Genomic DNA, 13,121 nt, shown 5'->3' on the forward strand with positions numbered 1-13,121 from the left:
TGGGGTTATGATGGAATCAAAGCTTCTCTTATAGGGCTACCCTGCTTATTGACTTCTCTAATAAAATTGTGTAGGGAAAGCTGGGAAGCTTTAAAATTCTCAACAAAGGCATCCAGTCCGTTTTGATAATCGCCGAATGCCTCGGTATAGATTTCTACCGCCGATTTTTCAGGCTTTTCAGTGGTATAGGTTAGATATTGATATAAGGACACTTCTACTCCATACACTTCACCAGTAGCCCCACGCCTTATATATACTTCCTTGAATCTTCCCCTTCCTTCTTGGTTGTTGAGTTGGTTGATGGTGAAGATCTTCTTCCGTTCATTCTCATTGATGGAAAGCAGAGAGGCTATCTGGGAATAGTTATCCTTGAATTTGGTTTGGTCTAACAGGCAAACCGTATCGGAATTGTTGATGATACTATCTTTGACTACCGCATTACCGATGATATCGCCAAGCTCCTGGGTCACCACAATTGCTTCACCCCAGAATTTCCGAACTGTTTTATAGAGATAAAGAATATACCCAGCCATGAGTGGGGATGCTATGGCCTTCCAGGCCTCTTCGATAATCAGAGCCTTGCGGTACTTGGTTCGGAACCTCATTTTCTGAATGAAAACATCCATAATTATGAGCGTAACTATTGGGAAAAGAACCTTATGCTCCTTGATACTGTCGATTTCAAAAACCACAAAAGATTCGGTGAAAAGGGATTGATCTACGGCTTCATTGAGAAGGCTTTCAAATTCCCCTCCCCTGTAGAATTTTTTGAGGACAAATCGAAATTCATCCAGTTCAAATCCGATTCTCTCACGCTCAATGATTTCTGGAATTTTATCAAGAGCATATTCATAAAAGCTATCGAAGCAAAGCCTGTCTATTTTACTCTCCTCAGAAAAGAAAGAAGAATAGTAGCCTGAAATAGTATTCGATATTACGTCTGCTTCTACTTGTGTGACTGTCCCTTCTGCTGTTTTCCAAAGCAGGGAAACAAGCGTTTGGAGGTAGTCCTTTTTTTCGATGTTGTATTCCTCTTCCGAGATGGAAAATGGATTGGTTGTAATGGGTTTTTCTTCGGTATAGGTAATGTATTTTCCCTGGTAATACTGACACAATCCTGAATAGGAATGTCCCGTATCTACAATGACCACGTCCATAAGCCATTTGGGATCAGGCCTTTTATTCCACATGCAGTATTGCTCGATCAGAGCATTCATAAAGAATGATTTCCCAGAACCAGAAGGGCCAAGGACGAATTTGTTTCTGTTGTTAATGCGGTTGGTTTCCATTGGCAAGTCAGCTGGATCTATTTTCAGCGGAATTCCTTGCCTATCCGTAAAGCGGATCTGAAAACCACTTTCTTCGTCTTTGTTTAGTGATTCCTTTAAGAAAAAACATAAGGCCGCATCAGAAGTGGTTAGAAAATAATCGTACACTTTCAGTTCTGCAGTATTGCAGGGAAGCAGTGTCCTAAACAGTTCGAGTTGATTATAAGAGTTTTTGTTGGCGACGATCCCTTGCTGGAACAAGGAAGATTCCACATAATTGCAAGCTGTTTGGATATGTTCTTTCTTAGCTGAAACGACCACGTTAAAATGGCAGTTGACCAAAAGTTGATTGTGTCTAGCTACATCCTCCAAAAGCCTGTCAATATCCTCAACACACATATCGTTAGCAGGATCTGGCATTCCAGAATGTCTTTTCCGCTTCAATTCGAGCTTTGTATGGATTGGTCTCTGCTCTATAATTTCAATGACTTGGTTGTAAACTACAGTTTGGAAATTGGGGATATCAAACAGAAAACCCATGTTATCGACAGGAAACCCTTTGAGACTATCCTTATCATTTCGTTCCAAATGTGTATTGACGTGTTCAGGAAGTTCCACCTTGTCGGTGTCAACCAAGGTGATTGAACGGAAAGCCCTATCTCCACTTTCCACTTGAGTTTCTTCTGACAGTAAATTGTTCAGCACTAATCTTTCTTCATGAAAGTTCATGCTGAGAATCCTTCCTACAAATCGGTCAGTTTCTATTTTGTTAAGAGCTTCAGCTTTTATCCCAGAGCGTTCGAGAAGATCTGTCACCTTTCCGAGTGTCTGGATAAAGTCATTCACTGACTTTTCGTTGTACTTGCCTTTTGCCCTTTTGGTGATAACCAAAAATGTTTTTAGCGAAGTGTATTGCCGTCCTTGGAAATGGTCGTCATACTTTTGCTGTAGGTATTCGGTTGAGGATTTTTCGCTGTAGGTATTTCTAGAAAAAACATCCTGTTTTTGGATTAAATGTCCCTCCCCCAATATTTTAATCAGATTGTTGTATAGCTGATGAAAGGAATCGTACTTGGATGAATCTGCGGAATATTGTAAAACAGGATTATCCAGTTTCAGCACAACCCCAAAATCTCCCTTTAGATTGAATAGACAATGAAAACCTTTGATCTCATTTTCTACTCCTAAATAGGGCAACTTAAATTCATTCCTTTTTTTCTTGAACATGATTCTTTTGATTTTAAGGATGTAGCGAACTGAAATACACCTACATACTTTGTTTTGCTGTGCAAACCTTTCTTTTGTTGCTGGGAAGTGATGAAAAGGCCTGCTGCTATCACTGATATGGTGATTACACCGCCTAAAACCATGCTTGTCAAACTTCCGATTAGGCCTCCCATCACGACACCTATAACTAGGGAGGCAACTCCCCACCCAATGAATTTCCCTTGAAAACCTCGATATATAAGAGGCTTCTGAAGCCCCTTATATATCGGGAATTGCTTTGCCATCAGACTCCGAAAAACGCCTTGATAATCACACTCACCAACACCATGAAAAGACAGGAACCGCCCCATCCCATTAGCTCTTTGTTGATATCCTGATCGCCAGAATTCCATTTGATGTAAACCCTTACTCCTCCGATGATCCCCACTACTGCACCGATCACTAGGCAAAGACTGGCCACGGGATCTACATAAGTAAGCAGTGAGGATTCGGCTGCTGTAATTCCTTGAACACCTTGGGCTCTAGCAGATAGTGTTGCAAGGGTCATTATTGATGCACTCGCGATGATTTTTTTGGTTCTGTTGAACATGATTTTTGTGGTTTTGATATTAAAATATTTAACTAACTATGTTTGATTGATTTGATAGTCCTTAAGTAAGCGGCACCCCAAATAGTCCGCTGAGAAAAAAACCCATGGTGGCTAAGAAAAGGCAGGCGCTAAACCAGCTGATCACCTGAACATCGATATGATGTTTTCCCATTTGCCAATTGTTATAGACCCTCAGACCTCCTAATAATCCAGAGACAGCTCCGACTACAAATGACAGTCTGGAGAGAGCCACATAGAATTTTTTCATATCTCTCTCCACCTCTTGAAATTCGGATACGCCAGGAGGAGATTGCCCAAAGGCTTCAGCTTCCGACAAAACCAAAATGAGTAAAAAGAAGCCACTCAGAAGTAGAAGAGGATGGATTTTCATCTGTCTATAATTGTTTTTTAATGGTCATATGGAATCTCGCAGGGTTGATATTCATCTCAGTATTTGCCGTTTTCATCATGCTCGATTTCATGAGAACACCACTTTCTTTTTCATTTCAATTGTGCCTTCCTTGGCAAGCACAAACAAGGAATTTAGGTTGGTCACCCCGCCTGTAGATTTGATCGGATTTGGCTCATTGATTTCAAGTTCGATTTCCTTGGAACCTTCCTCCCTTTTTACCGATTCTTCGGTCGAAGTAGCCGGTGCAGCGGGTTCTGATTTTCTATCTATAGTTTCATCGTCCTCTATGACAGTAGGGGTCTCCCCAAACTCACTGAGGTCAGTTTGAAAGGTGTATCCCTCCCCTTCTTTTGCTTCGGTCAATCGTGGTTTTCGTAAGACATCGACCACCACATTTATGGCATAATACACTACATAGAAAAGGCTTAGGTATAAGAAGAAATCTGTCCAGTTCATGCTTTTTTACTTTTTGGTGATTGTTCGATTTTGTTGATCAGCTCCGGATGGTTTTCCAAGAAATCCCAGCACAAAAAATTCACAAAAGTGGTCACGTCAATTTTAAGTATGGATTTTACATGCTTTAAAATTCCCTCGGTCCTCGCATCAATGCGGATTAACCTGTGAGCTCCCCCATTCACTTCAAAATTTCTTATGCTGTCCAAAAGCTTCATGAAGTCAAGGTTTTCCTTTATCTCAGTAAATTTTTCCAAGTGCTCAGTGACTACCTTTTCCTCATTTTCTGGAAGTGGAATTTCTCCCCGGACACCTTTCACTAGCTTGTTTATGTAGTCTCCGTTTCCCATTTGGATTCTGCTTCTATGTAGTCATCGAATAATTTGTTGAAAATCGGATCTAGGATAGGCACCAAAGATTCCGGGGTATAGGAGGTAGTCAGCCTCTGAAAATCAATCCGATCCGAGACAGGTGAAGTCACCTCACCAAACTGGCTTAGTGCCTGTTTGACACTATCCAGTGTTTCGTATTTGACAGATGATTTGACCCGGTTTGGTATCAGGATGATCCGGCTTGACGGATTCACCTTTTTGACCACATAGCAAAATTCAAAAGTGCTGGTCACGCTATATTCATCATAGCAGAATGGGCAAATGATCAATTCGGATTCTTTAAACACCTGCACCAGGTTGTCATCGTCCATTTTTCCCGCCAGATCTATGACAGTGAGAATTGTGGGATCATTGTTCGCTCTTTTCTGAATGGACTTGAATCCGGGAATGCTTGACAGCTCTACTTCGTACAGCTTTTCATTTTCCAGCTGAGCCGAATTGAGGTATTTATTGTACAGTGACTGTTGGAAATCCATGTCAAAGACTTTCACTTTTCTCTCCCTTTTTTGTACTGCGAAGTTGGAAAACAGCGCTGCTAGAGTACTTTTCCCAACTCCTCCTTTTTGATTTGCGAATAGAATTATCATGGGTAGTTTTTATCTAGTGAGTTCATTATCTCCTTTGCGTTTTTTGTTTCTTCTTTTACCGTGAATGGCTTCGTCATCCACGTCATCAGCAATATTCAGCATTGGCATCAAATCGAATTCTTCTTGATTCTGATTGATGGATTGCTCTCCTGACTCACTGAAATATTTTGATAGCTCCAACTGCTGATCTGCCGAAAGAATATCCTTGGTTGGAATGTCTCCCTCGGATGTTTTCAAATAGGAATCCCCATCCTTTTTCTCAAACTGAAGAGCATGATATTCCATGCCTTTTCGAACAGTAGGAAAATCGTTGAGGGCGGATTGGAGCTTCACCTTTCCACCAATCCTATCAATTGATAGATCCTTGATTTTATCCTTTGATTGGTAGGCTTTATTCTCACTTGCCTGCTCAAGCAAATTTTTCAATGGGAACACTTCACTTCCTTTGAAAATGATCCTACTGGAATTATCAATGATGGAATAGCCATAGAGAGTCTTGGTTTCTTTCCCATGAAAGATCAGTTCAACTCCAAATTTGTCCTTGAGAAAATCTCCAAGGTCAGAGCGATAGCCAATATGTTTTTGCTTTAAGTTGCTTGTAGATGGTTCGAAAAGTGGAGCTGGACTGCTTTGGTAAACCTTTGAGTATTTGTCAAGAATCGCCTTTAATTGATTTGATCGGGACTTATCCTTTTCATAAGATTTAATTTTATGATGGATTTCTGACATTGGGATTGCCCCCTGTACCGAACCATACTTGGTCAATTCCAACTGCTCATTTTTCTCTCTTAGCTTGAATCCCAAATTCTCCAGAATCATCATCCCTTGGGCTTTTGTACTGAATTGAAATCCTTTTAGTTTATCGACAGCCTTCCCAGCTTCATGCCTCGGATTCAATCGCATGATCTCGTTAATGGCTTCTTGGGCTCTCAGCTTTTCAAATGAATCACTGATCTTTTTGCCTTCCTTATCAATTCTCGAGGAAACGATATGGACATGATTGTTCGCAGTATCCTTGTGAAAAACGATCAGAAAAGGATTGCTTCCATAGCCCATTTTATCCACCCATTCATGGGCAATATCGGTCAGCTGCTCTTTGGAATACTCCCTTCCTTTGCAGCTGATCATAGCATGAAATTGCTTGTTCTTGACAATGGAATTTCTGTTTGAATGGGCTATCAGATAGTTTTTAACTTCATTCGGCCCTACTTCCTTGGTGTCCTGCAGATAGCCAAAATTCCGAAGCCTGGTCAGCTCTCCTTTTTCATTCTGCGTTTTATTCGTGTTGTAGGTTACCCCGTTGAATGAACTTGTACTGGATAGAATTTTAGCTCTCATTTGATTGCCTGATATATCTGTTTCAAAACTTTATTCATATTGTCCCGGTATTCAAGATGCTTTGCCATCTGTATAGTGTGATCCTGAAAGAGCTTAAGAGAAATTTTGTCCCTATAGGTATTCGCATGCTTAGCCAGTTGATTGATATTATTGTTTACTCTGGCTTGCTCTGATACAATTTTCGCGATGGCATTTAAGATTCCGGAAGTGTCAATGATCTTTGCTTCTGAACCATTAAGTTTCCTTCTGACCAGTTCGCTTTTGGAGATATTTAGGCGTTTAGAATCGGCTATAATCTGTGCTTCCTGGTTCGGATGAATCCTAAATGCCACCAATTTCAAAGTGGCAGCATTGTCTTTCATCGAATTAATTTTGAGTAAAGAATCTGATTGCCTAGGAGAAAAAAAATACCTAGAACTACGCAAAAATGAGATATAGGCATATATGCGTAAATGGATTTCCATATACGCACATATACCTATCTGAAGGGTTCTCCCTTTCTAAAATGTATTATGAATAGGAGTTTAGTGAGTTTATCAACTCAACCCTGTTTTTAGTCTCTGATTTTCGATAAATCGATTGGAGGTGTTTATTTACGGTTCTTTCAGAAATAAAAAGTACTTCAGCAACTTGTTTACTCGTCAATCCCTGGGAAACCTGCTCTGCCACTTCGGATTCTCTTTGAGTTAATCCCGTTTCAGTGCACCACTGACTGAACAATCCTTCTGTGTCAAGCTCCTTTTGCAGGTCAAACCGTTCCAACTTTTCGAAGGCCTCTCTGTTTTCATAAATCACCTGCTTCACAAATAAGAAGGTGATGATGATAAAGCCACAGTTTGTAAAAATCACTTCTATGAATTGAGAAGCTTCTATGTAGCTAAATAATGGAAGTAAGGCCCAGGGGCACATGGCTAAATAAGTAAGTATTGCTTCCGCGGAAGTTTTATTGTCTTTGAATTTCTCGCGGATTGAATCCAAAATTTTATAGACAAGAAAAAAAGCATACCCTAAAGGAATGGCCAGCCCGTACCAAAGTGTCTTAGGTAGATCATTGGATAAGGGATAAAGAATACAGAAAAACAAGAAAAACGGAAGTATCAGGAACAACCAAACTCCGTATTTGGATTGCCAACGGAGTTCTTCCATATCGTAAGCCTTGTAGAAATAATAGGGAAAGAAAGCTCCCATAAAGAAACCCGAACCATAAGCCAGATTCATCTGAATCTTGATGGGCAAGGAAAGATCAGGATCGGGAAAAAGACCACCGGCTACATTATAAATAATCAGAAGCCCTAGTAAAATCAGGTAGTACAACCTTTTTTTCTCAGATGGCCTCTGGAGATGAATTATGAATTGCTGCACAAAAAAGATGCATTCTACCAGGACAAAAATAAATGTCACCAGATGCATTTCTGTTCCAAAAACTGTCATAGTACGTCCTTTCTATAGAAGTAAAATGGAAATCCAAATTGATTGGATGAAGAATAAACTGAGAAACCAAAATTCTCATACCATTTGAAATTACGTTCTGTGGAAGTCTCTAAACATACCGGAAGGTTTTTCTCACTGGCAATTTCAAGAACGGATCTTAAAAGCTTCGACCCCTCTCCCTTTCCTTGACTTTCCGGCTGAACCCCAATAAACCACACATACAAAAATGGATCCTTAGGCTGGGTTTCTTCTATGCTTGATTCCCTTTTCAGAACTTTGGGAATTCTAGGAATCCCAATACCCCGGAGGGCAAGTTTCAGATCCCAAATCCATAGCTTTAGTGGCTTACTTTTTTGGTCAGAATACTTTATAAGGACGCAGGAATTCCCGGTGTCAGAAATATATACCTCCCCATTTTCCAAGCAATTTTCCAAGCTGTATTCCATCAGGATCTCTTTTCCTTTGGCTGATTTGCCAACTACAAAATCAACTGACTTATTCCCTTTAAAAGATTTGACTAATATATTAATGATGTTTTTTCTATCCTGTTCTATGAATTTTCTCATGATTCAGTCGATTAAAATTTTACCGAGTTGCGAGGTGAAATACCTCCATTTGAATGATTCTGAGAAGAATCTGAAAATGGCAAGGAAGTGTTTGTGATAAAAAATTCGACAGAATTTGTTATACAAATACACAACTTGCATGGAACACGCAAAGGGTTCCTCAACCTTCTTTTTTCAATTTAACCATGGGCGAAACCCGAAGGCATATCTTCAACGATCGTCGATCTCTAGACGTATTTTTTAGTCTCAAAAAGATGGGTAAATTTTATGCGCTCGCCATAAACAAACGTCCCATCATTTTGATATACAGACATTTACACGGCTATATTTTGCCATATCCCGAAAATTCTTATCTATATATCAGTATATAGCAACATATAAGAATGACTTGATTGAGAAACGCCAATAACCTTCTTTTTAAATACATTTATAAGTATATATTTGTACAGATCGATAGCGTAACAATCAACAAAAGGAAATAGATCTACGCCTTATTCCTCCGCATAAACCAGCGAACGGCAGTCTTTACTAATCGCGTAGAGCGCCCAAATTGTGAAAGGTTAGTGGACTACTCCGTTTGAATATACCCACATATACAAATATATGGTTTTGCGATATTTCAAAACATGTTTTTTAGTTTATTTAATAGAGATACTCGCTCATGACTGAAAATCAGCGGTTAAAAATTGTTAGAAAATTTTTGAGTAAAACCCAAGTGGAATTCGCTTCCTCTATTGGATTGACTCAAGCTGGCTATTCAGATATCGAGAGAGGCAAAAACAATGTCTCTGGAAAAATTAAAATCCTTCTTAAAAGAGAGCATAATGTAAACATCACTTGGTTGGAATCCGGCGAAGGAGAAATGTTCACGCAAGTAGATGAAATTCATTCCCAATCAGATCACACGGTAATCTCCAACCTGAAATTGGAGATTGATAGACTTCAAAAGGAAATTAATCATCTATCAACTGAAAAAATGCAATACCTCGAAACCATCAAGAATCTTGAGGCTGAACTCAGTAGAAAATAAATACATTTTTATATAAATACATTTTTACCTAAATGATTTTTTGTATCTTGGATTAAATTTCAAGCCAATGAAAACTATATCAATTATGAACCACAAGGGAGGAACGGGCAAAACGACTTCCTCCATAAATATCGGTGCTGGTCTTGCGAAAAAAGGATTGAAAGTTCTCTTACTAGATATCGACTCTCAAGCAAACCTAACAGAGGGGTTTGGGATAGTAGATCCAGAGGAATCGGTATATGACTCCATCCGGGAAAACAAAAAATTACCCATTCTCAACATTTCAGAAAACCTAGATTTGGTACCCTCCTCTATTGATCTTTTGGGTGCAGAAATGGAAATCGTTTCCAAAATCGGGAGAGAGCAGATTCTGAACAAATTGCTTAAAACGGTACGCCCAAATTATGATTATGTGATCATAGATTGCCCTCCTTCCGTTGGACTCCTGACCGTAAATGCCATGGTAGCGAGTGATACAATCCTTCTACCTCTCCAGGGAGAATACTTTGCTTATAAAGGAGTTGACCGCCTGTTGGGAATAGTCCAGGAAGTAAAAGAAAACCTAAACGAAAATCTGGAAATCGGCGGAGTTTTTATCACCCAAATCAACACACAAAGGGTTTTGACCAAAACCATAATTGAAAAATTGACCGAGGATCTGCAGGATAAGGTCTTCGACACAAAAATCAGGATCAATGTAGCATTGGCCGAAGCCCAACTGCAGGGACAAAGCATATTTGACTATGCACCGGAATCCAACGGAGCAAAGGACTACGAAATGCTAGTCGAGGAAATTATCACCAAACTAAACTGAAACTGACATGGCAAAGAAGCTAAACGACCCGAGCAAAAACAATAAAAATCTGGGTACCAAACAAAGAGGGTTAGGAATGCTGATCAACCCAGAACCTGAACCACAGCAAAAAGAAAAAACATCCAGTAAGGAATTTGACACTGAAGATGTGAAAATCTACTCTCTCCGGATTCCAACTGATATGTTTGAAAAGCTAAAATATGAGATTGGTAGAGAAACCAAGTTATCAATGAGAGATATGATTCTGAAGGCAGTGGCTGAGCATTATGGGATTTAGGAAAAAATATTCCATTCTACTAGAAAGATGGGCTGTCTCAAAAGTCTAGTAATAAACTGAGATTTATTGGCTTAAAAGTTGAATCAGACACCAACCTTCATCGAAATAGATTACCCTCCATCTGAGACAGCCTTATTTCGTTCTATTCTTAATCATACTTCCAATTAATCCAATTCCGACAATTACGTCAACTATGTTCCACATTTCTCTTCCAAGTGCTATTTTAAAAAATGGTTGAAAGAGTAGGGCAAGTCCACCGTAAATAATCATTTCTATTTTCTGATTTTGTTCATTTGCTTTGTATGCTAATATTCCGAAACCAATTAGAGCAACAAAACGGACAAATTGATAATATCCGTATGGCATATCCAACAGGCACAAAAACAGCAGAATTGCTAGAGCAATCTTTATCAAAGCTTCACTATTCTTCATTTTTGTCTTTAACGTTATCAAAAATATCATCATCAATTTCACTTATCAACTCAAATTCATTTGAAATATGAGTGTCAAAAAAGTCGTCTTGCAACCTTGATAAGTATAAATCAGTAATAATATCTTGTTCCAAATAGTCTTCAAAATCTGGATGTTTTTCAAGAATTGGCTCGTTGTCAATTTTCAGCTTTGAACGAATTACTTTAAAAAATTTGATTTCGCTGTATTCAACTTTATCGTCTGCTTTAATTGTGTCAATTGCAACTTCAATAAGTTTCAGTTCATTTGCTTCTGTTAATTCAGTAGCAGTAAGTTCATTGAAATAACCTTTTAAAAATTGATGACCGTCTTTATTGATAGCAAGTAGCAACGTGTCCAATTCGGCATTGATGTCAATTTCTCCAAAGGTTTTACGTTCCTTTTGCAATTGCTTAATAAGTTTGACCTCACGTTTGTCAATATCGCCATCACAAGCCATACAAGAAAATGCTGTCTTTAGCAGTAGTTTATTGAAATGTAATGTTTCCATATCTAATTGTTTTTAAAACCGATTCTTGGTCGGTCGTTAGTATTTTCTGATAATCCTTCCATTTTCGCTCTTATAGCGATATAGCTGTGCAATTCATCTAGCTTAATTGAAGGCTTATTATTGTTTATTGTATCAAGTAAAATTTCCTTGGAAATTCTTGATTTCATTTTAAGTGCTTTTCTCGAAGCTTCATCACAAAGGAATTTTATATCACTTGAAACGTAGTTTTCTGTTGCTTTTGCAAGTTCAGAATAGTTTAAACCAACTTCTCTTGGTCTTTTTTCCAAGTAAAGTTTAAACATTAACTCACGAGCTTCTAGGTCAGGTGGTGGCAAAAAAAATACTTTGTCCAATCTTCCTGCTCTCAATATAGCTGGGTCAATTGAATTAGGTCTGTTGGTTGCACCGATAATAAAAATGCCATCATCTCCGCAATTATTCATTTGTGCTAAAAACTCATTTACAGCGCTTGTATTCATATGATTTACATTCGAGTTGTCACGATTAGGAACAACTGCATCCAACTCATCAATGAAAATGATGCTTGGTGCATTTTCACGAGCTTCATCAAAAAGGTTTTTGATTTTTTCCTGAGATTCGTTCACATATTTACTCTGAATATCAGATGGCTTTAACTGATAGAAATTAAAACCTATTTCTTCTGCCATTCGTTCTGCAAAGAACGTTTTACCACAACCTGGTGGGCCATAAAGTAACATTCCGTTTGGAATGGTCAAGCCATACTCTGCATAACGTTCCTTTTCGTTTAAAGCATCAATTACATCAAGTTGGATAGTGTCTTTCAGTTCCTGCATTCCTGCAATTGCTGAAAATCCCTTTCCCTTTTTTATTTCGTTTAGTTTCGGTTTAGATACTTCTTGCGGTGATGAAAGCTGTTGCACTTCCATTTCTCCGTTTATTGATTTAATAAAGTCTTTAACACTCTTAAAACGATTTTCAGCATTTGACTGTAATGCTTTGCTAATTATGTTTTGGGTTTGTTGGTCTGTAACTGACAAAAATTTTAATGGCTTTTTTCTTTCTTCGATAACGGCATCCTCTAACTTTATTGAATCTGCTTTGTATTTTGAAATTTCAACGAACCAAGGTGGTAATCCTTCCAACAAGTGATAATATAATGCACCAACCGAAAACACATCACTTTGAACTGAAAACACTTTGTTGAATGCTTCATTGGCTTGGTAAAATGGATTTAAACCTTCCTTTAAAAAATCCTTATTCGACTGACTTAAAAAACGAGCATATCCAAAGTCAATGATTCTAGGAATCGAAACTTTACCTGATAAATCTAACATCACATTCAAGTTCGTAATGTCGTTGTGGATAATTGGATTATCAAGAGCGTGTAAATAATTTAATCCATTTAAAACGCCTGAAATGATGTTTTTAGCTTCATAAGGATTAATGGTTTGTTCTCTTTTTAATTTGTCTGCCAAGGTTTCACCACTGATGAAATCAAGAATTGCGTAAGCATATTTTTGACCATCTAAAAGCAGTTCGCCACTATCACAGTATTTAACCAAATTGGGATGCTTGACTTTCTTTGAAACCTCAATCTCTAGAACATCACCATTTTCATCAAATTGAGTTCTATCCAATTTTGAGAACGCAAACAGTTTTAATAATTTGGTTTTTTCTTCTTGGTCTTTTACGCGATAAGTTTCTGCGTAAGTCCCTTTTTTAAGGGAAAACGCTATCTTATATTTTGCGTCAATATTTTGACCTTTAGATAATATGTAAAGTGTCTTATTCATT

General features: G+C 38.3%; 17 protein-coding genes. 3 read left to right on the top strand and 14 right to left on the bottom strand.

The features are described from left to right. Positions 1-5 precede the first annotated feature (5 nt). The 11 genes from AACZ87_RS10870 to AACZ87_RS10920 form a co-directional block, all read right to left on the bottom strand. A complete protein-coding gene (locus AACZ87_RS10870; protein ID WP_339867097.1) occupies positions 6-2,495 on the bottom strand; it encodes a TraG family conjugative transposon ATPase in 2,490 nt (829 codons plus the stop codon). After that, entirely contained in the window at positions 2,453-2,779 is a 327-nt protein-coding gene (locus AACZ87_RS10875) for a DUF4133 domain-containing protein (RefSeq protein ID WP_339867099.1), read from the bottom strand. The genes AACZ87_RS10870 and AACZ87_RS10875 overlap by 43 nt, the downstream gene beginning before the upstream one ends. Next, positions 2,779-3,084, bottom strand: a complete 306-nt coding sequence (locus AACZ87_RS10880) for a DUF4134 domain-containing protein (protein WP_339867101.1) — start codon at positions 3,082-3,084, stop codon at positions 2,779-2,781. The genes AACZ87_RS10875 and AACZ87_RS10880 overlap by 1 nt, the downstream gene beginning before the upstream one ends. Positions 3,085-3,145: 61 nt before the next feature. Beyond that, positions 3,146-3,475 (bottom strand): DUF4134 family protein, encoded by a 330-nt coding sequence (locus tag AACZ87_RS10885; protein WP_339867103.1) that lies wholly within the window; start codon positions 3,473-3,475, stop codon positions 3,146-3,148. A gap of 87 nt (positions 3,476-3,562) precedes the next feature. After that, positions 3,563-3,952 (bottom strand): hypothetical protein, encoded by a 390-nt coding sequence (locus AACZ87_RS10890; protein WP_339867105.1) that lies wholly within the window; start codon positions 3,950-3,952, stop codon positions 3,563-3,565. Continuing rightward, complete coding sequence (locus AACZ87_RS10895; protein ID WP_339867106.1) at positions 3,949-4,299, bottom strand: hypothetical protein; 351 nt, start codon at positions 4,297-4,299, stop codon at positions 3,949-3,951. Before AACZ87_RS10895 ends, AACZ87_RS10890 begins: the two co-directional genes overlap by 4 nt. Continuing rightward, positions 4,278-4,928 (bottom strand): ParA family protein, encoded by a 651-nt coding sequence (locus AACZ87_RS10900; RefSeq protein ID WP_339867108.1) that lies wholly within the window; start codon positions 4,926-4,928, stop codon positions 4,278-4,280. The genes AACZ87_RS10895 and AACZ87_RS10900 overlap by 22 nt, the downstream gene beginning before the upstream one ends. 9 nt (positions 4,929-4,937) lie before the next feature. Continuing rightward, entirely contained in the window at positions 4,938-6,266 is a 1,329-nt protein-coding gene (locus tag AACZ87_RS10905) for a relaxase/mobilization nuclease domain-containing protein (RefSeq protein ID WP_339867110.1), read from the bottom strand. Beyond that, positions 6,263-6,628 carry a hypothetical protein gene (locus AACZ87_RS10910; protein ID WP_339867111.1) on the bottom strand — a complete coding sequence of 122 codons (366 nt, stop codon included), beginning with the start codon at positions 6,626-6,628 and terminating at the stop codon, positions 6,263-6,265. Before AACZ87_RS10910 ends, AACZ87_RS10905 begins: the two co-directional genes overlap by 4 nt. Positions 6,629-6,776: 148 nt before the next feature. Continuing rightward, positions 6,777-7,697, bottom strand: a complete 921-nt coding sequence (locus tag AACZ87_RS10915) for a helix-turn-helix transcriptional regulator (protein WP_339867112.1) — start codon at positions 7,695-7,697, stop codon at positions 6,777-6,779. After that, positions 7,694-8,263, bottom strand: coding sequence for a GNAT family N-acetyltransferase (locus AACZ87_RS10920; protein ID WP_339867114.1), 570 nt, complete (start codon positions 8,261-8,263; stop codon positions 7,694-7,696). Before AACZ87_RS10920 ends, AACZ87_RS10915 begins: the two co-directional genes overlap by 4 nt. A 661-nt stretch (positions 8,264-8,924) precedes the next feature. Here AACZ87_RS10920 and AACZ87_RS10925 point away from each other — a divergent pair. The 3 genes from AACZ87_RS10925 to AACZ87_RS10935 all read left to right on the top strand — a co-directional run bounded on the left by AACZ87_RS10925 (position 8,925) and on the right by AACZ87_RS10935 (position 10,384). Further along, entirely contained in the window at positions 8,925-9,293 is a 369-nt protein-coding gene (locus AACZ87_RS10925; RefSeq protein ID WP_339867115.1) for a helix-turn-helix transcriptional regulator, read from the top strand. 67 nt (positions 9,294-9,360) lie between these two features. Beyond that, the gene (locus tag AACZ87_RS10930) at positions 9,361-10,107 is read left to right on the top strand and encodes a ParA family protein (RefSeq protein WP_339867116.1); all 747 of its coding nucleotides are present in this window, start codon (positions 9,361-9,363) and stop codon (positions 10,105-10,107) included. Positions 10,108-10,114: 7 nt separating this feature from the next. Next, complete coding sequence (locus tag AACZ87_RS10935) at positions 10,115-10,384, top strand: hypothetical protein (RefSeq protein WP_339867118.1); 270 nt, start codon at positions 10,115-10,117, stop codon at positions 10,382-10,384. Positions 10,385-10,516: 132 nt separating this feature from the next. Here the strand turns inward: AACZ87_RS10935 and AACZ87_RS10940 are convergent, their stop codons facing one another. Genes AACZ87_RS10940 through AACZ87_RS10950 form a run of 3 tightly spaced genes read right to left on the bottom strand, consistent with a single transcriptional unit; the run spans position 10,517 to position 13,120 of the window. Then, complete coding sequence (locus tag AACZ87_RS10940) at positions 10,517-10,816, bottom strand: DUF6804 family protein (RefSeq protein WP_339867120.1); 300 nt, start codon at positions 10,814-10,816, stop codon at positions 10,517-10,519. Next, entirely contained in the window at positions 10,806-11,345 is a 540-nt protein-coding gene (locus tag AACZ87_RS10945; protein ID WP_339867122.1) for a hypothetical protein, read from the bottom strand. Before AACZ87_RS10945 ends, AACZ87_RS10940 begins: the two co-directional genes overlap by 11 nt. A 2-nt stretch (positions 11,346-11,347) precedes the next feature. Continuing rightward, positions 11,348-13,120 carry an AAA family ATPase gene (locus AACZ87_RS10950; protein WP_339867124.1) on the bottom strand — a complete coding sequence of 591 codons (1,773 nt, stop codon included), beginning with the start codon at positions 13,118-13,120 and terminating at the stop codon, positions 11,348-11,350. Position 13,121 lies beyond the last annotated feature (1 nt).

It is taken from the genome of uncultured Algoriphagus sp. (assembly GCF_963974365.1).
Classification (GTDB): Bacteria; Bacteroidota; Bacteroidia; order Cytophagales; family Cyclobacteriaceae; genus Algoriphagus.